This window comes from Epilithonimonas sp. 33E (assembly GCF_059372615.1).
In genome coordinates this window covers 3,140,938-3,167,856 of sequence record NZ_CM182009.1, presented here as the reverse complement: position 1 = coordinate 3,167,856, position 26,919 = coordinate 3,140,938, and the positions used below count along the sequence as shown (strand labels likewise).

General features: G+C 34.1%; 21 protein-coding genes. 17 read left to right on the top strand and 4 right to left on the bottom strand.

Features of this window, described 5'->3' with window-relative positions; translation table 11 throughout:
- Nucleotides 1-105: 105 nt before the first annotated feature.
- The 7 genes from AC5P2S_RS14420 to AC5P2S_RS14390 all read left to right on the top strand — a co-directional run bounded on the left by AC5P2S_RS14420 (nt 106) and on the right by AC5P2S_RS14390 (nt 8,696).
- Nucleotides 106-954: a DUF389 domain-containing protein gene (locus AC5P2S_RS14420; protein WP_494555370.1), complete on the top strand. Its 849-nt coding sequence runs from the start codon at nt 106-108 to the stop codon at nt 952-954.
- A 25-nt stretch (nt 955-979) separates the two neighbouring features.
- Nucleotides 980-2,104: a sensor protein KdpD gene (locus AC5P2S_RS14415; RefSeq protein WP_494555369.1), complete on the top strand. Its 1,125-nt coding sequence runs from the start codon at nt 980-982 to the stop codon at nt 2,102-2,104.
- Nucleotides 2,104-3,828 carry an ATP-binding protein gene (locus AC5P2S_RS14410; protein WP_494555368.1) on the top strand — a complete coding sequence of 575 codons (1,725 nt, stop codon included), beginning with the start codon at nt 2,104-2,106 and terminating at the stop codon, nt 3,826-3,828. Before AC5P2S_RS14415 ends, AC5P2S_RS14410 begins: the two co-directional genes overlap by 1 nt.
- A gap of 95 nt (nt 3,829-3,923) precedes the next feature.
- Complete coding sequence (locus AC5P2S_RS14405) at nt 3,924-4,994, top strand: sensor histidine kinase (protein WP_494555367.1); 1,071 nt, start codon at nt 3,924-3,926, stop codon at nt 4,992-4,994.
- Entirely contained in the window at nt 4,987-5,673 is a 687-nt protein-coding gene (locus AC5P2S_RS14400) for a response regulator (protein ID WP_494555366.1), read from the top strand. The genes AC5P2S_RS14405 and AC5P2S_RS14400 overlap by 8 nt, the downstream gene beginning before the upstream one ends.
- 96 nt (nt 5,674-5,769) lie before the next feature.
- Nucleotides 5,770-7,716: a KUP/HAK/KT family potassium transporter gene (locus AC5P2S_RS14395; RefSeq protein WP_494555365.1), complete on the top strand. Its 1,947-nt coding sequence runs from the start codon at nt 5,770-5,772 to the stop codon at nt 7,714-7,716.
- A 308-nt stretch (nt 7,717-8,024) separates the two neighbouring features.
- Complete coding sequence (locus AC5P2S_RS14390) at nt 8,025-8,696, top strand: hypothetical protein (RefSeq protein ID WP_494555364.1); 672 nt, start codon at nt 8,025-8,027, stop codon at nt 8,694-8,696.
- Nucleotides 8,697-8,717: 21 nt separating this feature from the next.
- Here the strand turns inward: AC5P2S_RS14390 and AC5P2S_RS14385 are convergent, their stop codons facing one another.
- Complete coding sequence (locus tag AC5P2S_RS14385) at nt 8,718-11,951, bottom strand: hypothetical protein (RefSeq protein WP_494555363.1); 3,234 nt, start codon at nt 11,949-11,951, stop codon at nt 8,718-8,720.
- Between the two features lie 186 nt (nt 11,952-12,137).
- Here AC5P2S_RS14385 and AC5P2S_RS14380 point away from each other — a divergent pair, with 186 nt between their 5' ends.
- From AC5P2S_RS14380 to AC5P2S_RS14340, 9 genes are all read left to right on the top strand, one after another.
- The gene (locus AC5P2S_RS14380) at nt 12,138-12,692 is read left to right on the top strand and encodes an SMI1/KNR4 family protein (protein WP_494555362.1); all 555 of its coding nucleotides are present in this window, start codon (nt 12,138-12,140) and stop codon (nt 12,690-12,692) included.
- A 406-nt stretch (nt 12,693-13,098) separates the two neighbouring features.
- On the top strand, nt 13,099-13,470 hold the full coding sequence (locus AC5P2S_RS14375; RefSeq protein WP_494555361.1) for a helix-turn-helix domain-containing protein: 372 nt from the start codon (nt 13,099-13,101) through the stop codon (nt 13,468-13,470).
- Between the two features lie 96 nt (nt 13,471-13,566).
- Entirely contained in the window at nt 13,567-14,322 is a 756-nt protein-coding gene (locus AC5P2S_RS14370) for an SDR family oxidoreductase (protein WP_283417106.1), read from the top strand.
- A 65-nt stretch (nt 14,323-14,387) separates the two neighbouring features.
- Nucleotides 14,388-14,912, top strand: coding sequence for a class I SAM-dependent methyltransferase (locus AC5P2S_RS14365; RefSeq protein ID WP_494555360.1), 525 nt, complete (start codon nt 14,388-14,390; stop codon nt 14,910-14,912).
- Between the two features lie 5 nt (nt 14,913-14,917).
- Nucleotides 14,918-15,268, top strand: a complete 351-nt coding sequence (locus AC5P2S_RS14360) for a DoxX family protein (protein ID WP_494555359.1) — start codon at nt 14,918-14,920, stop codon at nt 15,266-15,268.
- Between the two features lie 21 nt (nt 15,269-15,289).
- On the top strand, nt 15,290-15,745 hold the full coding sequence (locus AC5P2S_RS14355; protein ID WP_494555358.1) for a hypothetical protein: 456 nt from the start codon (nt 15,290-15,292) through the stop codon (nt 15,743-15,745).
- Between the two features lie 144 nt (nt 15,746-15,889).
- Nucleotides 15,890-16,525 carry a hypothetical protein gene (locus AC5P2S_RS14350; RefSeq protein WP_283417110.1) on the top strand — a complete coding sequence of 212 codons (636 nt, stop codon included), beginning with the start codon at nt 15,890-15,892 and terminating at the stop codon, nt 16,523-16,525.
- Between the two features lie 18 nt (nt 16,526-16,543).
- On the top strand, nt 16,544-17,170 hold the full coding sequence (locus AC5P2S_RS14345; protein ID WP_494555357.1) for a TMEM175 family protein: 627 nt from the start codon (nt 16,544-16,546) through the stop codon (nt 17,168-17,170).
- A gap of 29 nt (nt 17,171-17,199) precedes the next feature.
- The gene (locus AC5P2S_RS14340) at nt 17,200-18,276 is read left to right on the top strand and encodes a porin (RefSeq protein WP_494555356.1); all 1,077 of its coding nucleotides are present in this window, start codon (nt 17,200-17,202) and stop codon (nt 18,274-18,276) included.
- Between the two features lie 185 nt (nt 18,277-18,461).
- Here the strand turns inward: AC5P2S_RS14340 and AC5P2S_RS14335 are convergent, their stop codons facing one another.
- A complete protein-coding gene (locus tag AC5P2S_RS14335) occupies nt 18,462-20,069 on the bottom strand; it encodes a Na+/H+ antiporter (RefSeq protein WP_494555355.1) in 1,608 nt (535 codons plus the stop codon).
- 254 nt (nt 20,070-20,323) lie between these two features.
- Between AC5P2S_RS14335 and AC5P2S_RS14330 the strand changes: the two genes are divergently transcribed.
- Complete coding sequence (locus AC5P2S_RS14330; protein WP_494555354.1) at nt 20,324-22,348, top strand: M13 family metallopeptidase; 2,025 nt, start codon at nt 20,324-20,326, stop codon at nt 22,346-22,348.
- A gap of 156 nt (nt 22,349-22,504) precedes the next feature.
- Here the strand turns inward: AC5P2S_RS14330 and AC5P2S_RS14325 are convergent, their stop codons facing one another.
- On the bottom strand, nt 22,505-23,566 hold the full coding sequence (locus tag AC5P2S_RS14325; RefSeq protein ID WP_494555353.1) for a T9SS type A sorting domain-containing protein: 1,062 nt from the start codon (nt 23,564-23,566) through the stop codon (nt 22,505-22,507).
- Between the two features lie 142 nt (nt 23,567-23,708).
- Nucleotides 23,709-26,756 (bottom strand): GEVED domain-containing protein, encoded by a 3,048-nt coding sequence (locus AC5P2S_RS14320; RefSeq protein ID WP_494555352.1) that lies wholly within the window; start codon nt 26,754-26,756, stop codon nt 23,709-23,711.
- Between the last annotated feature and the right edge of the window lie 163 nt (nt 26,757-26,919).

Sequence of the window (26,919 nt, the reverse complement as noted above, 5' to 3'; positions counted from 1 at the left end):
ATCTCCATATTTACTAAAGAATCCCTGCCGGGAAACCGGTCGGGGTTTTTCCGGTAAAAGATAAAATGTGAAAGGAATTTGCCTAACTTTCATTAAAAATTTTCGATGAGACAATTTGATATTTTTAAAAGATATTTAGGACAGCAGATTTATACCGCGAGAGAAGAAAACGAATGGGAAACCTATGGCGAGATAAAAGAAGGCGTCATCTTCAAAGGATTTAATCTTTGGATTCTTGGGTTTGCAATGATTATTGCGTGTATTGGTTTAACGACCAATTCTGTAAGTGCAGTTATTGGAGCAATGTTGATTTCTCCTTTAATGGGTCCGGTTATCGGTTTTGCATTTGGATTGGCAATCAATGACAGAAGCCTGAGAATTGAGGGTATTAGAAACTGGATAAAAATGACCTTGGTCAGTCTGGCTTCCGCAACCTTATTCTTTCTGGTAAATCCTTTCGACCATTCGACGCAGTTGTTGGAATCTTTTCAAAAAGCATCAATCTTCGATATTTTTCTTGCTTTTTTTGGCGGAATGGCCGGTTTTATCGGAATTGTAAAAAAAGAAGGTGTAAAAATCATTGCTGGAGTTGCGATTGCTACGGCTTGTATGCCTCCGCTTTGTACAGCGGCGTACGGAATTGCACATCTCGATTTTAAATATTTTATCGGAGGATTTTATTTTTATTTCATCAACTGTCTTTTCATTGGCTGGGCGACTTTTTTATTGTCGAGATATTTTAAATTTTCAGTTATAGCTAATGAAAAAAGAACTTTGAAAAGTGTCATCTTATGGGATTTGTTATTAATCGTAATGCTGGTTCCTGGAATTTGGATTGGCTATCAAAAATGGAAAATAGAAGAAGACAGTCCGCCACAAATGACAGATACTGAAAAAATCAGAGCATTGGAAAAACGGATAGAGAGTTTGGAACGCAATGTCAGCAAAAATTAAACTTAAAAAAATTAAAAATTACCATATGTCGCAAGACGGAAATTCTGCACAGGACTTTCTCAATCTGATAAAAAAATCAAGACGAGGAAAATTCAAAATCTACATCGGAATGAGCGCCGGAGTAGGAAAAACGTATCGTATGTTGCAGGAAGCACACGCTCTTTTAACAAGCGGAATTGATGTGAAAATCGGATATATCGAAACGCATCATCGTAAAGAAACGCACGCTTTATTGGACGGACTTCCGATTATTCCAAGAAGAACATTATTCTACAAAGGAAAAGAGCTGGAAGAATTAGACGTTCAGGCGGTTATAAATCTTCGTCCCGAAGTTGTGATTGTGGATGAATTGGCTCACACCAACATTGAAGGAAGCAAAAACGAAAAACGCTGGCAAGATGTAATAGATATTCTGGATTCGGGAATTAATGTCATCAGTGCAGTCAATATTCAGCATATCGAAAGTCTGAATGAAGATGTGAAAATGATTACCAATATTGAAGTTCAGGAGCGTATTCCCGATAATGTTTTGGCTCAGGCAGATGAGGTTGTGAATATCGACCTGACTTCAGAAGAATTGATTGACCGTTTGAAAGCAGGAAAAATTTACGACCAATCCAAAATCAACTCCGCGCTCAATAATTTTTTTAAATCTGAAAATATTCTTCAGCTCCGTGAGTTAGCCTTGAGAGAAGTTGCGTCACAGGTGACGAGAAAAGTGGAAACTGAAGTGACAATTCATAAATCCGTCAAAAAAGAAAAATTTCTGGCTTGCATCAGTTCCAATGAAAAAACTGCAAAAAATGTCATCAGAAAAACAGCCAGATTAGCCAATTATTACAACAGTTCGTGGTACCTTTTGTATGTTCAGATTCCAAGAGAAAGTTCGGATAAAATAGCTTTGGATAAGCAAAGGCATTTGATTAATAACTTTAAATTAGCTACAGAATTAGGCGCAGAAATCATTAAAGTAGAAGATACAAAAGTAGCTCACGCCATAATGGAACAATGTGAAGAACGAAAAATCACAACGGTCTGCATCGGAAAACCTCATTTGAATTTGTGGAAGATTATTCTGGCAACCGATACTTTCAATACTTTGCTTAATAAATTATCTCAGGAAAATATAGACTTAGTAATTTTGTCGTAATGAAAATAAAAACTAAACTCAATATAGGTGTCGGACTGCTTTTTATGATGATATTGGTATTGTCAGTTTTGAGCGGTTGGTACATCAATCAGCTTAAAAAAGATACCAATAATATTCTGAAAGCCAATTACAACACGCTTCAATATTCCAGAAATATGTTGCTGGCTTTGGAGGAAATCAATTCTGACCCATTAGCTTTCAGTGTTTTTGAAAAACATCTTAAACAACAGCAAAAAAACGTAACCGAGCCCGGGGAAAGGGAAGCTACGGATAATGTTGCTGTTCATTTCGAAGCTTTGAAAAAAGATTCTGCCAATCTCGGACTTCAAACCTCAATCAGGAAAGACCTTGCTGAGTTGATGCAGATTAATATGAGTGCGATTGAGCATAAAAGTACAGTAGCAGATTCAACGGCAAAAAATGCGATTATTGTGATTTCTTCAGTAGGAATGGTATGCTTCATTATTGCTTTTATTCTAATGGTTAATCTCCCTTCAAACATTGCAGACCCAATTAAAAGTCTTACGGAAAGTATCAAGCAGATTGCGAATCAAAACTATAAAGAACGGGTACATTTTGAAAGCCGAAGTGAGTTTGGAGATTTGGCAACTTCATTCAATACAATGGCAGAAAAACTTCAGGAATATTCTGAAAGTAGGCTCGATAAAATCATCAGAGGAAAAAAACGTATCGAAACTTTGATTGATAATATGCACGACCCTGTAATCGGTATTGATGAAGACAGAAAAGTTCTTTTTGTGAACGATGAAGCTTTGAAAATTACAGGACTTAAGAAAGAAAATTTTGTAGGAAAATTGATTCAGGACGTTGCTGTAGCCAATGATTTGGTGAGAGATATTATAAAAGATGTGATTGTCTCGGAAAAATCAAATCTTGAAAAAGAACCAATGAAAATCTATGCTGATGGAAAGGAAAGTTACTTTGAGAAAGAGATTGTTGACATCAATATTATTCCGACGGGAGAACAGCAGAGCCGTTTTATTGGACAAGTGATTATGCTTAGAAATATTACGCCTTTCAAAGAATTAGATTTAGCAAAAACCAATTTTTTAGGTACGGTTTCTCACGAATTCAAAACACCTATTTCGTCTATTCAAATGGGATTGCAATTACTGGAAAACGACCAGATTGGAACTTTAAATAGTGAACAAAAGAACCTTGTCAACGGAATCAGAGACGACTCCAATCGCTTATTGAAAATAACAGGAGAATTGCTGAATATTACCCAAGTTGAAAGTGGTTCTATACAGTTGAATATGAAAGAATCAAGCATCAGTAAAATTATTGAATACGCCGTTGATGCTAACAAGTCTTCTGCTGAACAAAAACACATTCATTTCAAAATCGATGTTGAAGAAGGTTTGTCAACGGTTTTGGCAGACAACGAAAAAACGGCTTGGGTTCTTAATAATCTACTTTCAAACGCAATCCGTTATTCATATGAAAATTCGAATATTAAAATTAATGTTAGAAAAATTGAAGATAAAGTTCAGTTTTCAGTTACCGATACAGGACAAGGAATTGCGCCTCAATATTTATCCAAAATCTTCGACCGCTATTTCCGAGTTCCTGGAAGCAAGAAAGAAGGAACTGGTCTAGGATTAAGCATCAGCAAAGAATTTATTGAAGCGCAAGGTGGAGAAATTACGGTGAAAAGTGAGTATGGAGCGGGGAGTACATTTGCCTTTGATTTGAAAGCGTAATCAGTAATAATGAAGTTGTACTAAATGAAGTTGTGGTCTTGATTACTCATTAAATTCCATTAATTTTGAAACTTATAATTAATAGAATTTAAAGTTTGAAAAAACACTTTAAGATTTTTGGAGGTCAATACAGCGTTAATATATTTATTGTTTTGACAGTATCTGTGTTGTGCTATTTGTTCAAAGACCAGATTAATTACAGAATTGCGGCGCTTATCTTGTTGTTGACTGTATCTGTCATTGCAATGATTTCGGATATTTTGCCTGTGCTTTTGTCTGCTATTTTAAGTGCTTTAATCTGGAACTATTTCTTTATTGAGCCAGCTTTTACTTTAGACATTAGCAGTACCGAAGATTTACTTTTCTTTCTGTCTTATTTTTTTGTAGCGCTTTTGAATGGTGTTTTAACTTACAAAATCAAAAAAGTAGAGAAAAAAGCAAGAGATAAAGACGAAAAAGAAAAGACGATAAAACTTTACAACACACTTCTCAATTCTCTTTCGCACGAACTCAAAACTCCAATATCTGCGATTGTTGGGACTGTTGATACTTTAAAGGAAAATTCTGACATTTTGAGTAATGAACAAATCATTGATTTGTACAACGATATAGAAATAGCATCGATAAGATTAAACAGACAGGTTGAGAATATTTTGAATATGAGCCGTCTGGAAAGCGGAATGCTTCAACCTAAAAAAGATTGGTGCGATGTCAACGAACTTGTTTTTTCGGCTATTCAGAGAGTAAATTTAAGTCAGACTCACATTGTTAAATTTGATTATAAAGAAAACTTTCCGCTTGTGAAGACGGATAGAGGTTTTCTAGACCAAATCTTGATGAATCTTTTACATAACGCTGTAAAATATACAGATAACGGATGTGTTATTGAGGTTGAAACTCAGTTTTCCGAAGAGAAACTATATATCATCATAAAAGATAACGGAGAAGGAATTCCTGAAAACGAAACCACTAATGTTTTTGAAAAATTCAAAAGATTATCTGGTAAAGGTGTTATAGGAAGTGGATTGGGATTATCTATCGTAAAAGGTTTTGCTGAAGCTCAGGGAGGTAGTGTGAATTTAACTTGTAACGAAAATAAAGGTTGTTGTTTTACAGTCTGTATTCCTGCAGAATTCTCTTATTTAAATAGTTTGAAAAATGAATAAAATTGAAATATTAGCCATAGACGACGAACCTCAAATTTTAAAACTTCTTCAGATTATATTTGAAAGTAACGGCTATAGATTTACAGGCGCTCAAAATGCACAGCAAGGTTTACAACTCGTTGCAAGCAATCAACCTGAATTAATCATTCTTGACTTGTGTCTTCCTGATAAATCGGGACACGAGGTTTTGAAAGAATTGAGACAATGGTACAATAAATCCATTATTATTTTGTCGGCGGTAAATGATGAAGATGATATTGTTTTAGCTTTGGATAATGGTGCGACAGACTATCTTACAAAACCTTTCCGAACAGCAGAATTGCAGGCAAGAATAAGAGCTGCCGTGAGAAGGAACGATTTAGAAAATGATGAATCTATTCTGAAAATCGGCAATCTTGAAATAAATTTGGTTTACAGAACCGTACAAAAAGATGGAGAATTCATAAAATTAACATCAACTGAATACAATCTATTTTCGGTTTTTGCCAGAAATCAAGGTAGAGTTTTGACGCATCAATTTTTACTTCGTGAAGTCTGGGGAATTAATTCTCAGAAAGAAACTCAATATTTAAGAGTGTTTGTAGGAACGTTGAGAAAAAAAATAGAAGATAATCCACTCACACCTCAATATATTATTACAGAAAACAGTATCGGCTACAGATTTGTTCGAGAAGCCTAAATTTTCTTTATATAATCTTTATACTTCCACTAGGCTTTTTTATATTTTACCAACGGAATTTAGCTGAATTTTGTTTTTCAAATTAAAACTAGTTTTATGAAAAATGAAACAGCTGCTAAAGTCACTTTACCTTCTTTAGTTGTCGCTCTCGGTATCATCTATGGAGATATCGGGACGAGTCCACTTTATACCTTTAAAGCCATAATCGGAACAAGAGAAATTTCCGAAATGTTAGTTTTGGGAGGCGTTTCCTGTGTCTTCTGGACATTAGTTCTTCAGACAACAGTAAAATATGTCTGGCTTACATTGAAAGCTGACAATCAGGGAGAAGGTGGTATTTTTTCATTGTATTCTTTGGTAAGACGATATGGAAAAAAAATGATTATCCCTACAATGGTAGGAGCTGCGGCATTGTTAGCAGACGGAATGATTACACCCGCTGTTTCTGTAACCTCCGCAATTGAAGGTCTTGAAATGATTAAAGCCATAGGTCACGTTCCTGTTGTGCCTATTGTTGTTCTTGTGATTTCTGTGGTTTTCTTTTTGCAGAGATTCGGAACTCAAAGTGTAGGTAAAGCATTTGGTCCAATAATGACCTTGTGGTTTACAGTTCTTTTAGTTTTAGGTATTAGCCAAATTGTTCATTATCCTTCAGTCGTAAAAGCACTTAACCCATATTATGCTTATGAACTTCTTACAAAATATCCCCAGGGATTTTGGTTATTGGGTGCCGTATTCTTATGTACTACAGGAGCAGAAGCGCTTTACTCTGATTTAGGACATTGCGGAAGAGAAAATATCCGAATCACTTGGATTTTTGTAAAAATTGCTTTAATTACAAATTATCTTGGACAGGCAGCTTGGCTGCTTCATCAAGGAAGTCCCACTTTAGACGGAAGAAATCCATTTTTTGAAATGATGCCGAGTTGGTTTATTATTCCTGGTGTATTGATTTCTACTTTAGCGGCAATTGTTGCTTCTCAGGCGTTAATCAGTGGTTCTTTTACGCTCATTAACGAAGCTATCAGTTTAAATTTTTGGCAAAGAGTTGCTATTAAACAACCTACAGAGAGTAAAGGTCAAATCTATATACCAAGTGTCAATAACTTATTGTGGATAGGATGTATTTTGGTCATTCTTTATTTCCAAACATCCTCAAGAATGGAAGCAGCTTATGGTCTTGCCATAACTGTAGCAATGATGATGACCACGTTCTTGCTTTCTTATTTCTTGGTATATAAACTTAAATGGAATAAAATCTTTATTCTTCTTTTATTAGGCACTTTCGCAATTATTGAGATTTCGTTTTTTGTTGCCAACATTATTAAATTTCAGGAAGGCGGTTATGTAACCGTATTTATAGGACTTATATTTCTGTTTGTAATGTATGTCAGCTACTACGGTAGAAAAATAAATAATCGATATACGAAGTTTGTTGATTTAGGCAAATACGCTTCGAAGATTGTAGAATTGAGCAATGACGAATCTATTCCAAAATATACAACCCATTTAATTTATCTGACGAAAGCCGATAGGAGAGACCAGATTGAAGAAATCACAATCAAATCGATTTTCAATAAAAAGCCTAAAAGAGCTGATGTCTATTGGTTTTTCCATATAAACCGCACTAATCATCCTTATACTTTAGATTACGAAGTTTCCGAACTTGTAGATGATAAGGTCATTAAAATTGTGGTCAATATTGGTTTCCGAATACAGCCTAAAACCGAACTTTATTTTGAGAAAATCATTGATGATTTAATCGCTGAAAAAGAATTAAATCTGCATTTAAGAAATAATGGAAGCACGAAGTACAATCCAACCATAGATTTCAAATTCATAGTTGTAGAAAAGTATCTCTCTGTGGAAAATGAATTTGCTTTGCAGGAAGGAGTTGTCTTAAACTCATACTTCTTCTTAAAAAGATGGGCACAGAAAGACGAGGATGCTTTTGGTCTTGATAGAAATGATGTGGAGATTGAGCATATTCCTTTGGTTTATAATCCTGTGACTATCTATAATCTGAAGAGAAAGAATTCGTAAGTGATTTTGATGAAAAAATATACAAAACCCTTGAATTAATTAAGGGTTTTGTTTTTTTTGACTGAAAGTATATCTAAGCACCTTTACAACAAGTGTTTAATTTAGGCTACTATATATTTCCATGTATTAGATTTTATTTTATGATTCATAGTACATTCAAACATATTCTTGCTAGAGTTTTTTCTATCTTTAAAAGAATTAATTTTCGCAGATAAAAAATATTTGATTAATGACTAAGATTGAAGAGCTTATGCTTGCTTCTTAAGTTTTACTCTACGATACCATAAAAAGTAATATAAAGTCACACTATGCCAGTAAATCAAATACCTCCTGATGGAGGAATGTTGTATAAAGAAACAAATATGGCTCAGCTTTTCCCTGAGCCATTAAATGCAATAACTGCTGTGTTTTTTTTAGCCTTAGCAATTTTTTGGACAATTAAAATTAAAGGTAATTTTAAAGAATATCCTTTTTTAATATACTGCTTGGTTTTATTATATATCGGTGCTATAGGTGGAACGATTTATCATTTATTCAGGCAATGGTCAGTATTTATTATAATGGATTGGATACCCATTATGTTGCTATGTTTATCTGCCGGATTTTATTTTGTAGCCCAAAGTACCAAATGGTATTATGCTGTTTTATTGGTTCTTGTATATTTATCACTGATGTTAGCTTTGAGAAATTGGATTTTGATAAATAATACTTCTCTTTTCATCAATATAAATTATGCAATAATGGCTTCTTTTGTGCTTTTTTCAGTACTGCGTTATTTGATTCATACTAAATGGAAAGCTGGTAAATGGGTAGGAATTGCTTTATTATCTTTTGCTTTTGCACTTACTTTTCGTATTGCAGATAAATGGCAATCGTTTAGTTTTGGAACACATTTTTTATGGCATACCTTCGGTGCGATTGCAACATTTTGTATGTTCAATTATATTTTTATTACACAAAATAAAATTAGCAAAATTTGAATTTCTTAATGTTTTAACCTCTTACTTGCACCAATTAATTTCGATTAATGATAGTTGAATGAATATTTTAAAACTTTTCACAGCTTCTTCAAATTCATTTTTACTTCGATACTTTTCAATCATATATAAGATGTGCCCAGAGGTGTAATATAGCAAATAACTATATTCTCCTCTCCAAGTTTTCCCAATTATTGCATTGTATAATATTTCGTTGAAATTATTAGTAACATCCTTTTTTTCATATATCTCAAATAGTTCTGTATAAGCCAAAGATGATGACTCACCATCTGCAAGCTTAGATGAATCTACAAGGCTTATTTTTTTATTTTTAATTAAATCCAAATCACTAAGACGCATATAACCTTTATTAAGCCTTTCCTCACTTGTCTCCTTGTACCTATCTTTTTCTCTATCGACATATACCTGAAACAAGATTTTAGAATTTTTTAGTTTTTTAATGATGTCGTCTGATTTTTCTACTCTTATTTTTGTTTTAGTAATACTAAATTCCAGTTCAATATCTTTTAATCGAGTAGAAAGTAAACCATTTCTTATCTCATCAATTGAAATTGATTCGGTTCTATTGGCTTTCAATAACTGATTGATAGCGAACTTATACACTTTATTTGAAAAGGAATCAATGTATTCAGTGGGGAGCAGAAACCATTGTAATGAAAGATTGTTTAAGTTAAGCTTTTCAATGCAAGTCATAATTTCGTAGGGCTGATATAATTCTATAAATTCCCCAAGTAAATATCGATATCCCTTCTCAGAAATATCTTGGATTTTTGTAATAGTAAATATGCATTCATTCAGTGTCAAAAAATTATTTTTATGAAGTGCTTTTAATGCTTTTGGTAAGCCATATAATGTATAATCTTTTCTGTTATAATATTTAGTCCAGAACAACGAAATACTCGCTAGGTCTATTTTCTGCTTGCGATGTAAGGACAATCTAACATATTCGTGAATTTTGTTACCTAAATTGAAACTTCCTATTTCTTTATTTTTTAAGATGAGTTCTTCCAATGATAAATAATTATATTCATTCTTTTCATTCTTACTAACCTCATAACCTGCAGCGATTAAATTCTTTTTCACATCATTCAAATACCAGTTAGCGTAATAATAAGAATCAGGATATTTATCTAAAAACTTAGCTAATTTAATTGCACCTTTTGATTCAAAACCTTCCAGAAAAATATCGAGTGAGTCACTTAACTCTTCAAGTCCTTTATATCTCTTTTGATGAATAAACAGATTTTCCATAAACCATTTCAAATAATCACTGAAGTATCGATTGTTTTTTAGAAGTTCAAGCATTTTCGTTTTAGTAATAACTTTGTCATTTCGTATAAAGAAATATTCTTCTTTATCAACATCTCCTTCTAATCGTAGATGAAAATGGTCGGTTGAGTAATTATCATTTGATACTTTGTTGTAAAGCAAAATTGGATCATTTGTTTTTACATAAAATAGCATTGAAAATAAATATCCTGAACTAGTTATATCCTCTTCAGTATAGCCGTTAAATAATAGTGATTGTGTATAAGTATAAAGAAAGCCGTCTGGCGTTGAAGTGTGATCTCTGTAAATAAGATTTATGATAAGCGATAAATCGTAATAATGTGAGGTTTCAAAATCGTCAAACTTATAGTTAGACATACAATCTCTTAAATCAAAATAGAAAGTCCGTATTGCTTCAATATCTATACTGCCTTTTATTATTTCTTCAAAAGTGGTTATGTTACTAAATTTTTTGGCTATTTCTTTTCGCTGTTGATTGTTTAGTTTAAATAAAGAAAACCTTGAAAGAAATCTTTTATCTAAGCTAATTATTGAATCATATACTAAGTCGGTGGCTTTGTCATTTAGTGCTTTGTAATTGGCTGACTTATTACGCAAAAAGGTATTGAAACTATCGTGAAACAAAGAAACTCTGTTTAGTTTGATCTCAAATAGATAAGGATGTTCATCTATGAACTCCTCAACATAATATTTAGCTTCCCCTAAAAAGAGGTGTAATTCTGAATACATTAAATAAGAATTCGTGCATAAGAAAATAGAAAGAGAATATTTTCCTTTCTCATTTTTGATTATGCCTTCATAAAAACTGTCAATATCTTGAAGTTGACCTGTTTCTGGAAGCTTTTTATTCAGTTTATGAAATTCTGTAACATACTTTACGAGAATAGGGTATCCTTGGGTCAAATAGAAAATTTCTCTCTGAGTATTGAAATCTGTAATATGAAATAATTCTTCCAAGACAAACTCGGTTTGTTTTTTATTCCAATTTTCCAAAATTTGTTTTTGCCAATCTAACTTAGCTGCCAAGGGTCTTGATAGTACGATAACTTTGCAGTGCTCTTTGAGTTGTTCGATGAAATTTAAAAATCTATGTAGCTCATTATTATTGTAATTTTCGATATGGTCTAAACCGTCGATTATGAGTGTTAGTTTTTTTCTTTCAATCTCTTTTAATAAATCAGAAATTTCTCTGGTTTTTAGATCGTGAAACAGTTTTATATTTAAATCTTGTAGAAAATTTTGAAATTTTAATCTCTCTTGATAATCTGATTCCTGATTTCCTACCCAAAATCGGTATAATATATTTAGAGGATATATCTCAACAAGTGAATTTACAAAATGACTTTTCCCAACTCCAGGTTTGCCTTCAATTAATAATAGTTTATCAAATTCAACAAGTGTATGATTAATTTTTATCGATTCTTGTTGCAAGTCTGTGCTATACGTTTTTAAGCTAGGAAGATCAGATCTGTCAATCATCCATACTCTGTTATCTAATGTTTTACTTAAATAATTTTCAATTTCAAATTTCCTATTTAAGTTTCCATTGTATAAATCATCAATGAAGAAATCTACATCAGTACGACTCATTGATATTACATACAAATTGTAGTTTTTAAAACAATCAAAATCTAAGACTTTTGCATTAGGAACGATATCAATATTCTTGAAAAAAACAATGTTTTTGTTCTTTGAAAGTTTATGAGCTTTACCTCTAATTATCAAATTTTCGTCTTCAATAATAAGTTGTTCTAAAGTTACATCCTCAAAATCCTTAATCTGAAAACTATATTGCTCATTATTTATATGTACTAATAAATCATCAAAATTGTCATCAACTTTCGCTTCTATTTCAATTTTTGAAATATTCCGCTCTACATCCATTATAGATAGTAAAAGTTGCGTTATATGTTTTTGATAGGTGTAACCGCTGTAGGCATTTCTCATTTAAATGAATTTATTCTATTGACAGGTTCTTAAATAGATACGATTGGTAATAATAAAGCGTAAATTTAACTATTTCGAAGCTTATTTATTTGAAAATGAAATATCAATAGTGTATGAAAAATTAATCATATACTACTTGTTAATTTGGCTAATGATTAGAAATAATGTTATTTTAAACAAAAACATATGGAAGAATTAATTCAAATATTAGATAAATATATATCAACACTAAGACCGGATTATTACCTGGAACTTAATGAACCTTTAGACGATCCTCAGTTGGACAAATTGGAAAAGTATTACAAAATTACAATCCCGAAAGATTTACGAATACTTTATAAATGGAAAAACGGGCAAAAAGCCACTTGCTATGAAGCTTTTGTTAACAATTCTATGTTTATTCCTTTGCATCAGGCACTTGATAGTGCATCTGAGTTGACGTTAATGATTGGTTATGATTTTGAAATTGAAAATTGGTGGAATGAGAACTGGGTTCCAATTTTCGAAAATGGAGGAGGAGACAGTATTTGTTATGATTTAAAAGGGATTTTCACAGAACAAAATGGACAATTGATAGAATTTTGGCACGCTGACAATGACCGTAATGTCATTGCACCCAACTTAGAATCTTTTTTCAGTAAAATAATTCATTTCTACGAAACTAAACCCAAGGAAGAATTTGATGAGTATTTTGAGATAGAAGAGATTACAAGTTTCCCAAAGAAGTTTATTTTAGAATAATATCTGAAAGAAAGTAGTCTCTGTTTTAAACAAAAACAATTATCACGAAATATAATGACGGAATTTCGGATATTAATTTTATTTATATCGCTTTAGTCTATAATGATAAATCTAATGAACATAAAATTTTTATCTTGATAGTCTGTGTTTTAGTAAAATTTAGTAATCAAAAATCGTCTTTTCTTTGGAAAAACTAAAAAAAGACATATATTTGCAGAAGTTAAACCGACGATTTAAATCTTGTTTATAAAAGTGACCTATTCGGTGACCTAAAAATAAGAGAACGTTATAAAGCTTATCGATACGGTGTTTTTTGAAAAAGTTCAAGTCCCGTCCGGATCGCAAAAACAGTCCTTATATATTATATAAGGACTGTTTTTTTATATATTTTATTAATAAAGCACAAATGAATGGAAAAAAAACTCAAGCCAACTCCCGAAGTAAAGAAATTACACTACAATATTTTCAATTTTTAGATCAGCATATCTCAGATGTTATTGAAGGGAAAGCTTCAGAGTTTATGGAACTTAATCAGATTGCTTCCGAACTTGCCATTTCCCACCAACACTTGACGGATACGATAAAGAAAGAAATGGGTAAGCATCCTTGCCATTTTTATGATGAGAAAATCATTTCTAAAGCTAAAGAATTATTGAAGAATAAAGAAACTTCTATTGCACAGATTTCATTATCATTGACTTATGATCCCTCTAACTTTTCAAAATTTTTCAAAAAATGGACGGGGATAACTCCGGGACAATTCAGAAAAACAATGTAATGATTTCCGAAATTATTCTAACATCCGAAAAGTTCACCATGCTTTAATAACTGTAAATTTTCATATTTGTATTGTTAATAATTAATAATAAGTAATATGTCAAAACACGATGTGAAAGGGAAAGTGGTCCTTATTGCCGGAGGTGGTAAAAATCTTGGAGGATTATTAAGCAGAGACTTTGCTGCTAAAGGTGCAAAACTAGCAATTCATTACAATAGTGAGGGTTCAAGAGCAGAAAGCGAAAAAACTTTGGCCGACGTTCAGGCTTTAGGTGCAGAAGCTTTTTTATTTCAGGCTGACCTTACGAAAGTTGAAAACATAACTAAATTCTTCGACGAAACCATCAGTAAGTTCGGAACTATTGATATTGCTATCAATACGGTTGGGATGGTATTAAAAAAGCCTTTTACCGAAACTACAGAAAAAGAATACGATACAATGTCGGACATCAATTCGAAAGTGGCGTATTTCTTCCTGCAGGAAGCTGGTAAAAAAGTAGCTGATCACGGGAAAATCTGTACGATTGTAACGTCTCTTCTTGCGGCTTACACAGGTCTTTATTCTACGTATGCTGGAATGAAAGCGCCAGTAGAGCACTTCACAAGAGCGGCTTCTAAAGAATTCGGAGCCAGAGGTATTTCTGTAACAGCAGTTGCGCCCGGACCAATGGATACGCCATTTTTCTATGGTCAGGAAGCTGATGATGCTGTGGCTTATCACAAGTCTGCTTCCGCATTAGGTGGTCTTACCGATATCAAAGATATTGCCCCATTGGTAGAGTTTTTAGTAACTGACGGATGGTGGATTACCGGTCAGACGATCTTTGCTAACGGCGGATACACGACAAGGTAATAAAGTAATCATAAGCTCTTTCAAAGTTGGGAATTGGAAAAGCTTCTATTCCCAACTTTTATTTTATGGAGATCAGCGAAGCTAAATTGTTGCTACCAGAATTGAACTCAACCCAGCCTGAAATATGGGCAGACTTAGGTTGTGGAAGCGGAACCTTTACTTATGCCTTGGCCGAAAAATTATCAACGGAAAGTAAAATATTTGCTGTTGACAGAATTCGACAAGAATTTTCAGAACGTTATCATCAATCAAAAATTGATTTTAAACAGGCCGATTTTGAAAATAATGATTTGAATATTCCTTCTCTGGATGGGATTCTTTTAGCCAATGCACTGCATTTTGTAAAAAATAAGGTAAGGTTAATTCAAAAGCTGGAAGGATATTTTGAGCAAGGAAACGGAAGATGGATCATTGTAGAATACGACCATTCGGTTCCGAACCAGTGGGAGCCGTATCCAATCCCTTTTGTTCAGTTGAAGTTATTATTCAGTCAATTCGGATATTCAAAGGTTGAAAAAATAGGCGAAAGAAAATCTGTTTTTGGCGGAACAATGTATTCTGCATTCATTACTAAAAACTTAAAAAATTAATTACGATGATACTTAAAATTATAAATGGAATTCTAATTCTGGTTGCCGTTTTTATGGGCTTCAAACAAGGATATGCTATGTTTTTCGGAAAACCTGAGATGATGGAAATGTTTGAAAAATGGGGATTTGGCAAAACCGGACTGATGATTAACGGGTCAGTTACTATTCTTGCAGCTGTATTAATTCTTTTCCCAAAAACTTTTGTCTGGGGAAATTTCCTTATGGCAGCAGGAATTTTGCTGATTATCTGTTTTCATTTATTGGATAAAGACTTTAAAGGTGTAATGATTGAGCTTCCATTTCTGCTGCTTAATCTGTTGATAATCTATCTTCAGCATCCTTTGAAGAGTGCTTAATTAATTCTAAAAACACAAATGATGAAAAAAATATTATTTGCAAACCTTTCAGCATTGGTATTCTGTTCTGTAACAGCCTGCGCGCAGAATAAAACAGAAAAAACACAGAAATTATCTGAAAATAAAAATCTAACCCTTAAAAAAACACAACAAACTATGGACTTATCAAAAATTACCAACCCAACTGTGAATGCTGTAATGACAGCGTGGCAAAACGGTGACAGCAAAACTTTCTTATCCTATTTTACAGCTAATCCTACAATGACGGATGATGGAAACCCGAGAGGTTTTCAGGCGTTTGTAAAAGAAGCTTGTGGCGAAGAAAAATTCCTTACTATAGATTCTGTTGAAAATGACGGGAAAGATATTACCGGAAATTTCAAGGCTGGAAAATGGGGAACTTTTAAGGTATTCTTCAGATTTCATCAGAATTCTGATGGCAAATTCGACCGTCTGGACATCGGGCAAGCCCATTAATTTTTAAGAATATTAAAATAATTTAATCATTAAATCCTCTCTTGATAAAGAAAGGATTTATATGTGGTTGGATCATTCATTAGACTGGATTTCTATTAACAACGACCAATAAATAACACAATAACTAAAAATCATTCATTAAAAATGAACAAAAAACTACTTTTATTATCGGTATTTTTTATGCTGATATTTGGGAAAATAAATGCTCAGTCACAGGTTTATATAGATGTGCTAGCCGGACATAAAGGATTAACCTCCGAATTCTTTTTCCTGGAACCTATAGACAAAGATGCGCGTTGGACTGTTATTTCCCGAAGCGAAATGCATCTCCAGGAATATGAAACAGAACATCCGGGATTTGTAAATTACAACATCTTTGCTTACAATTTCAAGAACCATTTCGGTATTACCGCCGGAACGTATGCGACTTCTCATTATCCGTTCAGTGCAAGGCTTGGAGTTCAGTATCTGAGAGAAAGTGAAAAATGGCTGGTTTATACCAATCTTTCTACTGCCATTACCAAAGATCCGGATGCACAACTTCTTGTAGTTTTAGGCTATCTGCCGGAACTGAGCGAAAAATGGAGACTCGTTACCAGGCTGGAGGCAAGAACGGCCATCAATTATGATCACGGTCACGCATTCAGCACACAACAGCTTAAACTTGGTGCTCAATACAATGAAAAAATCGGTTTTGGTGTAGGTGTAGAAGTTGAAGAACATGGCAAAAGTTCTCACAAAGACTTCAATATCGGACCTTTTTTAAGAGTTAATTTTTAAATCCCAAAAACATAAAAAATGAAATTAAGTTATAATAAACTTGCCGGCCAGAGTGCTGAGCGTATTAATGCTATCAGCGATGCCGTTTTTGGCGTGGCAATGACCCTTCTCGTATTAGAGATCAAAGTTCCGGAGTTGGAAGGCCACGAGACGGAAGGCGATCTGATGCACGCTTTCTTCGCTCTGATGCCGAAATTCCTGGTTTACTTCTTAAGTTTTATGACAGCCGGAATCTTCTGGGTAGGGCAGTCGGCACAGTTCCGTCATATTGAGAAAAGTGACAGAAATCTTATCTGGATCAACCTGCTTTTCCTGCTTTTTGTATCTACATTGCCTTTTTCAACCGCTTTTCTGGGCGATCACATCAATTTTAAATTTTCTATTCTATTGTATTGGCTTAATATTTTGCTGCTGGGAATATTCCTTTATATCAACTGGACATATGCCGACAGGAAAGGCTTAATCACAGAAGAGACCAGAAATATGGTCTATGAGCCAATCAGGAGAAGGATTCTGGTAGCGCAGGCATTATATTTCTTTGGAGCATTGCTTTGTTTTATTAATCCGTATCTGAGTATTGGAGTCATTATCGCTATCCAGCTGAATTATGCTTTTGCTTTTTTCTCTGGTAGTGAAAAGAAATAGTAATTAATAGTTTGAGAGATGAGTTTTAAATGAAAAAACTAATATCATTTATTTCATTTTTGTCTGTGTGGATTATATCTGCGCAGGAAACTAAGGACTATTCGCTTAAAATAAGCGGATTTGCGGAAGTTTATTATCAATATGATTCTAACAACCCGGAAAATAATTCACGTCCGGGTTTTATTTACAGTCACCATCGGAATAATGAAGTTAATATCAATTTAGCATTCATTAAAGCCAATTATGAAACTGAAAAACTCCGCGCTAATCTTGCTTTAGCAACAGGAACTTATATGATTGCCAATTACTCCGAAGAACAGGGTGCTCTAAAAAATATTTATGAAGCCAACATCGGTTTTAAAATTTCAAAGAATAAAAACATCTGGATCGATGCCGGAATTTTTCCTTCTCATATTGGTTTTGAAAGTGCTATAGTAAAAGACAACTGGACTTTGACAAGAAGTATTGCAGCAGAAAATTCGCCTTATTTTGAAACCGGAGCAAAAATCTCTTATACAACGGACAATGGAAAATGGCTGATGAGCGGTTTGATTGTCAACGGATGGCAAAGAATTCAGCAGGTTGATGGAAACAGTAGTCCGTCTTTTGGCCATCAGTTAACTTATATGGCGAATGAAAAATTGACCATCAACAGCAGTTCATTCATCGGAAATGACAAGCCAGACAGCATCCGGCAAATGCGGTATTTTCACAACCTCTACGGAATCTATAAAATTAATAACAAATGGGCGGTAAGAGCCGGTTTTGATTTGGGAGCTGAACAAAAATATAAGGGAAGTAATTCTTACAATATCTGGTACACTCCGATTTTGATTGCTAAATATTCACCAACGGAAAAACTCAGTATTGCAGCACGCGGTGAATATTATGATGATAAAAATGGAGTAAAAATAACAACAGGAACTCAAAACGGATTTCAAATGTTCGGTTATTCTTTAAATTTTGATTATCAGATTTTGTCTAATTTGCTTTGGCGAACAGAAGTCAGAAATCTTAATAACAGGGATGCTATTTTTATCAATAGAAACAAAAAATCGGAAAATGATAGTTTTACGGCGGTGACTTCTTTGTCTGTTTTTTTCTAAATAATTGCTGTTTTTATTGCAATTAATAAGCAATTTATCTCCAGCATTTTATTTCCTGAACAAAGAGACAATTATATATACTTTATTGAATATAATAACTGTTATTTCTTTGTTCCGCGAATTTGTAACATCATGCGATTTCTTCATAAGTTAAAAAAAGAGCTAAAAACTTAGCTCTTTTCTTATCAATGAAAATTGGGGTTTATTTTAAGATCATTGAGATCAAGCTGTAATTCTGCTTTCCGGATTTCCTCATCATCATAATACTTTTCACGTCTCATCTGGAAGATTTCAAGTCTTTGCTTGGCGTATATTTCCTTTAAAATTTCTTCATATTTATCAATCTCCTGAGTCGTACAATGATTACATTCCAAAAGATCCAATTGGTTTTCCGTGTTTTCGGTTTCAATAGAAATCTGAGAATGATAGTTTTTCAAAAGATTGCTGTTATTGATGATTTCAGAATAATTGGTGTTGATATGATTCAGAGCCAGTCTGTTTAGTCTGATTTGTATCTGGGCTTCCTGCTGTTCTTGCGGCAAAACAGTATCCATTGATGGAATATCAAGCTTTTTAACAAGAAAAGGTAAACTAAGGCCTTGTATCACCAATGTGATGAAAATAACAATGAATGTAATTAATAAAATCAAATTTCTATGTGGAAATGCTGTCCCATCTGACATTGTAAATGGTATTGATAATGCTGTAGCCAGAGAAACCACACCTCGCATGCCGGCCCAGCCGATTACAAGAGGCCCTTTCCAGCCCGGTGATTGCTCTTTTCTGACAGATTTGAACAGCCATCTCGGGACAAAAGCAGCAGGATAAACCCATAAAAATCGAATTACAATTACCACAGCGCTTATGATAACCCCATATTTGATTCCCTGAATCAATGATGCTTCTTCTAACCCATGAATAATTGCGGGAAGTGATAATCCGATCAATATAAAGACCATCGCGTTCATTACGAAAATTACTGTAGTCCAAACGCCCAACATATTGAGTCGTGTATTTCCGTTTTTGAAAATCTCGTGAGATCTGTATGAGATAAAGAGTCCGCCGGTTACAACTGCCATTACACCGGAAAAGTGGAATTGCTCCGCACCAAGATATAAAATATAAGGAGTCATGATTGTTAAGGCAGCGTCAATTGCTGATGTTGTAGGTAGGAATCTGTGGATAAGGTACATTATACCTGCTCCTGCTAATCCTACAACAATTCCCATCCCTGCAACTAAGAAGAATTGTCCCACAGCTTCATGCATAGAGAAAGATCCGGTAAGAATCGCAGCTAATGCAAATCTAAATACAATTAATGATGATGCATCATTAACAAGACTTTCACCTTCCAGAATGCTGAGAATTCTTTTAGGAACAGGCAGCCCTTTTAGGACAGATGTTGCAGCAACGGCATCTGGTGGCGAAACTATCCCGCCTAACAAAAAACCAAGTGCTAATGTGAATCCTGGAATTATAGCCTGAGAAAGATAAGCGACAATCAAAGATGTGGCAAAAACAAGTCCAAAAGCTAACAAGGCGATTGGTCTTTTCCATTTCCAAAAGTCATTCCAGGAAGTGTACCAGGCGGCTTCGTATAACAATGGAGGGAGAAAAATGAGAAAAACCAGTTCCGGGTCTAATTCTATTTCGGGGATTCCAGGTAAAAGACTGATAATCAATCCTGCCAAAACTAAGAAGATAGGATAGGCGATGTTCATTTTTTTTGCTACCATTACCATCATGAAAACAGAGAAAAGTAATGCGAGAATCAATAATAAATTATGATGCATCTGTAAAGAAATTAAATTATGTTTTTATTGTAAAAGTATGATTCTGACTAGAAAAATCCTAAAGATTAAATAAATTATATGAAAAAATAAATAAGGGAAGTTTTACTATATGGTAATGTACTTAGTAATTCATTGATTAAAAAGAATTTATAATATCATTAATTGTTATTTTTAAGGATTATAATTTTAATTTTTCTGTTGTAACAAATAGGTTTTATTTGATACATATTAGACCAAATATCATATTTCAAAAAATGAAAAAGATCTCTTTCAGTGCATTGATGTTAACTTCATTATTTAATGTTGCTTTTGCACAAACCAAACAAGCTGCTTTGGAGCTTAATTACATGGACACATCAGTGCGTCCGCAAGATGATTTCTACAATTACGTTAACGGAACCTGGATGAAAACTGCAAAAATTCCTGCAGATAAGCCAAGCTGGGGCTCTTTTAATCAGTTAAGAGAAACTACTGATAATAATTCTTTAGGATTGTTGGATAACATATTGAAAGAAAAATTTGCTGCCGGATCTGAAGGACAAAAGATCCAGGCACTTTACGAAACTTACATGGATATGAAGAAGCGTAATGCAGACGGGCTTAATCCTATCAAAGCAGATCTTGCAAAAATTGATGCGATTAAAAATCTTGCTGATCTGCAAAAATATCTGGTAGAAGCTACGAGAAGAGGAGAGAATCCTTTTTATGATTGGGGAGTTGACGGAGATCTTAAGAATTCTAAAATGAATGCCGTTTATCTGGGTGATGCTTCTTTTGGTCTTGGGAGAGATTATTACCAGAAAGAATCTGCAAAAAATACAGAAACCATTGCAGAATATAAAAAGTACGTAGCGAAGGTGTTATCAGAGATTGGTTACAAAAATGCGGATGTTGTTGCAGGGCAGATTGTTGATTTTGAAAAGAAAATGGCAAAAACATTATTAACCAACGAACAGATCCGTGATGCGAACCTGCAGTATAATCCAAAGACTTTGCCTGAGCTAAAAACTCTTGTAAAAAGTGTGGATCTTCCAAGATATCTTGCTGAGGTTGGTGTTAATACCGATAAAGTAATCATTGGGGAACTGAACTATTATAAAAATCTTGATACTTTTTTAACGGAAAAAAATATTCCTTTGATTAAGGATTATATGAAGTTCCATTTGACATCGGGCAGTGCTGGTTATCTTAATCAGAAAATGGATGATCTTAAGTTTGATTTCTATAGCAAGTATCTACAGGGTCAGCAAGAACAAAGAGCCTTGAACAAGAGAGCTTTATCTCTAATTAATGGCGTTCTTGGGGAAGCTTTTGGAAAAGTGTATGTTGATAAATATTTCACACCGGAAGCTAAGGCTCAGATGATGACTTATATCGATTATCTAAAGAAAAGTTTTGGTGTACATATCAATGGGTTAACATGGATGTCTTCTACAACTAAGCAGAAAGCACTTGATAAGTTAAACAAGTTCACAGTGAAAATCGCTTACCCTGACAAATGGAAAGATTATTCTAAGCTGAATCTTAAGTCTGAAAAAGACGGAGGAACTTTGTATTCTAACCTGCAAAATGTAGAGAGCTGGCATTATACCAAAGAATTGGAAAAAGTAGGTAAGCCTGTTGATAAAACAGAATGGGGAATGTCTCCACAAACGGTAAATGCCTATTATAATCCTGTGAATAACGAAATCGTTTTTCCTGCTGCTATTCTTCAGTCACCATTCTTTAATCCCGGAGCCGATGCTGCTGTTAACTTTGGAGGTATTGGGGCGGTTATCGGTCACGAGATGACTCACGGTTTTGATGACAGTGGCGCTCAGTTTGACGGTGACGGAAACCTAACGGATTGGTGGACTGCTGAAGATAAAACTAATTTTGAAAAAGCAACTAAAAGCTTGGCTGCACAATATGATAAATATGAACCAGCAAAAGATGTCCATGTGAATGGTACTTTCACTAATGGTGAGAATATTGCAGACTTAGGCGGGGTTAATATTGCCTATGATGCATTACAGATGTATCTGAAGGATAAAGGCAATCCTGGTAAGATTGACGGTTATACACCAGATCAAAGATTTTTCTTGAGTTGGGCTACAGTTTGGAGAACTTTATCAACGGACAAGTATCTAACCAATCAGGTTAAAACTGATCCGCATTCTCCTGGTTTTTATAGAAGCTTTGGACCATTGGTTAATACAGATGCTTTCTATAAAGCTTTTGATGTTAAAGAAGGCGACAAATTATATAAAAAGCCGGAAGAAAGAATTAAAATCTGGTAAAACTTCAATTCAAAATTATTTAATAGTCCTGCAATTCAGCAGGATTTTTTTATGAAATGAGTAATATCAATTTTAAAATAAACATAACTGGTTGAAAAAATATGAAAACCAAAAACCCCACTCGTTGAGCGGGGTTTTATCTTTAATTCTTAAGAATTATTTTTTTATAAATTTCTGAGAAGAAGTACCTTCTGCAGTTGTAATTTTAATTAAGTAAACACCGTTTTGTAGATTTCTAACATCTATTTGGTTGTCTGTTAGTTTTGCATTTACAGATTTTCCTGAAATGTCATAGATTTGAACGGTATCAATTTTTGCTTTAGTATCAAACTTTAAAAAGTCTGTTGTAGGATTAGGATAAATCCCAACATTGATTTTGGTGTTTACAACATCATTAACTGCCAATAAATCCATACTATTGGTAGCTTTTAATTGAATATTATCAAATATTACATTAGCAGCAACAGTATTAGCAGTAACAGTTGTGTTTGGCACCGCTAAAACTTGGATGTTTGCTAAATTTGGAGTTGCACCGGCACCAGCACCCTGATAAATTTCATCCAGTACAGTTACACCGGTATTTTCATTAATGATTTTATAAGCGATCTCTCCTGTTACATAATCCCAAGCCATTCCGACCTTGTACCATGTATCAGCTTCTAATGCTTGATTGAATGTATACCCCCAATTTCCTACTTGCTGTCCTGTTTGCCCATTGATTTCTGCAGGATCAGAATATGCAATAAGAGTATGTTGTTTTGTAGTCATATTAAAAGCAAAGCCAATTACACATTTGTTGGCTGCTGAACCGTCCCATAAGTAAATTCTTCCGGTATTTTGTGATGTTGTTGCTGCACCGCTGTAAAAATCAAACTCGTACTGCAATATATCATTGCCAGACGTTCTTGTACCCCACACAGATGTGAGTTTATTATTTTGATTAATTTGCTTAGTACCAGTAGCACTTGAAGATCCTAATATTGATAATACTTTACCATGAGTCGCATTATTGTTGACTATTTGAAAGTTACTTGCTGCTGAATTAGGAGCTGTAGCAGCAGCAGTAATGTACCAACCACCTTGTCCTGGTGTCGTTCCGGTAATATCTGTTCCTAAGTTACCGAGTGTCATGTTTTCAAAATTATCATTGATAATTGACTGTGAAAAGGAGAGGTTGGCTGTTAAAGCTAAACCTGTCAAGAATAGAATTTTTTTCATAATATAATAAATTTTATTAAACTGATACGAATATATAGTTTTTTTTTCTTTTGGAAAAAGATATTAACACTAAAATATCTAAAAAGTTATCAAAACAAAAAAGCCACTCATCGGAGTGGCTTCATTATTATAATAATGTAAATTATTTTTTTATCGCTTTGAAAGATTTGACACTTCCGTCTTCCATCTTAAGGTTTACAATATATAGACCTTGTTTCAGATTAGATAAATTAAGTTCTGCTGATGGCGCAAAGGTTTTAACTTGTCTTCCTGAGATATCATTTACTGAAATAGATTTAACTCCTTTTATATCAGATATTTTCAATACATCCGCAAATGGATTAGGATAGACAGAAACATTATTTACTTTGTTAGTATCAGATACAGCAAGGAATTCTTTGATTTCTACTGCATAATCTTCTACTTCTCCATATGTTGCAGTTCCACAAGCGGTATTGCTATTTGCTCCTCCCGAATTTGAGTATCTTACTCTCATACGAGTAACGCCTATTACAGCATTAGCTGGAACAGTAATAGATGCTGTACTAGTAACTGCATTCACGGTGATTGCTGTACGTTCAGTGCTATCATCGAAGACTCCATCATGGTTATAATCTATCCAGGCATAAGCTACGTCATTAGTATAGTAACCTGTAGTGCTTCCATTGGTAACACTGATAGTGTAAGATCTTTGTCTTTCAATACCTGCAGCAGTGACTGTTCCTGTATAATCTGTATATGTTGCGCGTGTAGATGTATTATCGAGGTTTGATAAAACTACTCTTGTAATTGCTAATCCTGTATTTGTATCTGTAGTTCCACTGGAAGCACAATAAACAAAATTACCAGTTGTGAATGTTATTTCTGAGCATCCTGTAGCATCACCAATATTGTTACTAGCTACAACCTTAACATAATAACTTGTATTCGGTTGTAAGAATAGAGAATAGGTCGGTGCTGTTGTTGAAGCGCCATTTGCTATCTCTGTTCCTCCAGAAGTTGTTCCTGCATACACTTTATAACTTGTCGCTCCATTCACAGAAGTCCAATTCAATGTGGTAGGATTAGGTGTTGCGTTTGTTGCACCATTAACAGGGGTGCTGATTGTCACACAACCAGGAACTGTAGTGGGGGCTACATAAGTGAATTCGTAAGCACCCACATCAGGAGTAGATGCATTTCTTGTTGTTCCGGTATAATCTGTAGTATAGCCAGCTAATACTTGCCCGGCATTATCCATTAACTGGGTATTTGAATCACTCTCATTTAATTTTAAGAAATCAGCGTTTGTCCCAACAGTAGATTTAAATAATGGATTAACACTTAAGGAATTGGCTTCACGAGATGCTACAAATGTCTGAAATGCTGAAAGTGTGGTATATGCAGTTGTACCATTGTAGTAAATATTCTGGTTTGTACCTGTTCCAGAATAAAAATCGTTATTGTTGGAATTTGTAGAATAGTTTGCAATTCCTGTTGCATTTCTTCTTAGTGCCGATGCAAAACCAGTTCCCTTAGGAGTAGAAGTGTTAACAAGAACGTTATTTCTAAGATCTAAAGCAGCTGTTGTCGCTGTTGCACTATTTGCATGGTACAAAGCTGCAGAATTAAAGTTTGCACCTGAAGAAGTAGCATTTAAATAAACAGAATTATAATATACATTCAAGTTAGATGTTGTTCCTGTTGATGCAAGGTATATTCCGGCTAAACCAACAGAAGTTGAACTAGAAGAAGGTGTATTTAGTCCACTAACAAGATTATTTACGATGTTAGTTGTTGAAGAAGCTGTTGATCCGCCCACGTAGATTCCATATGCTAAACCTGCGGCTCCATTAGATGTAAGGTTGTAAACTTTATTACGTAGTACATTCCCATTTGTCGCCGTTGAAGCAAGATATATTCCATAAGGTGTTGATGAACTTAAAGTTGCACTTGTTGTAACATCGCTTACGCTATTGTCGGAAACGTTTAAAGTTCCTGTGGAACCGCTGTAAATTCCAAAAAATGATCCTACTGAAAGTCCTTTTACGCTATTTCCTGATAATGTAAGATTCCCTGTACTATTATGGATGATGCCGTATACAGCAGGTACAGATGTGCCGGATAAAATTGCAGTTGTACCAATATTAATAGTATTATTAGCAGCCGAAAGTATCGCGCCTGTGCCAGCACTAAAAATACCATAATGTGATGATAAACTGCTAGTACTAGCATAATAAGTATTTCTATCTGTAGCGGTAATTGTATTGTTGTTTGCTGTGAAAGTAGATCCACTTCCGGCTAAATAGATACCTACAGCTCCAATTCCCTGACCAAATGTGATATTGTTGTAAGAGGCATTAGTGCCATTTTGGTTTGAAGCAAATACTGCGTATGATGTAATATAACCATAGCCGTCATTGGCAAAAGATCCAAAATTAGAAATAGTATTAGCTGTTGCTGCAGAAGTTCCTCCTATGTCATTGTTTTGATCATATAATGTATAAGGAGATGTTGCTGCATAGCCATTGAATGCAATACCATTGCTCGCCGCATTAAGGATATTGTTAGAATATACTTTATTAGAACTGTTGGTTCCATTAACAGAAGTAGGAACTACTGCTACACCACTGGCATCATAATGAGCAAAGTAGACACCAACAGATGAATAATTTATTAATGATGAAAAAGTTATTTTACTGTTTTTAACAGTGTTGAAGTTACTTCCGTCTGTTGCTGAAAGATTCAAAAATGCAAAGCCTCTTTCGTTAAGAGTAGTAGCTGTGGTGTTACTAGAACTTTCCTTTAAATCAATTCCATCGATTGTAACATAATCAACTCCTACAAATTTAAAAAAAGTATCACCAACTAGATTAGTGTTACCAGTTGCTGTAAGGTCAACACTTCCTACTCCTCCTGTAATAACAGGGTTGGAACCAGATCCTGATTTTTGGATTATTAATGGATTAGTTGAGGATAATGTTGCATTCAATGTAGCGTTACCTAGGACAAATCCACCGGTAGGAGCTGTTTCAGTGTATCCTGCAGGTAGATTAATAATGGCTCCGCCTGTGCCAACACCTTGAGCATTAAGATCAGCAAATGCTGCTAGCAGGGTAGGGTAATCTACTCCGATCGTTTTTGTCCCAGTAACTTGGGCTGTGACACACGTTCCTAATGCTACTAAACTTGTTAGTAAAATTTTCTTCATAATTATTTAGTTATTTATAAAACTCAGCAAATCTAATGATAATTTTATTGATAAACTTATATTTTTATAATTTTCACTAATAAATTGGTTTTTGTTTAAATTATTCATATATAAAAAAATAACCGCCATAAGGCGGTTATTGTAGATAAAGATTTAAAAAAAA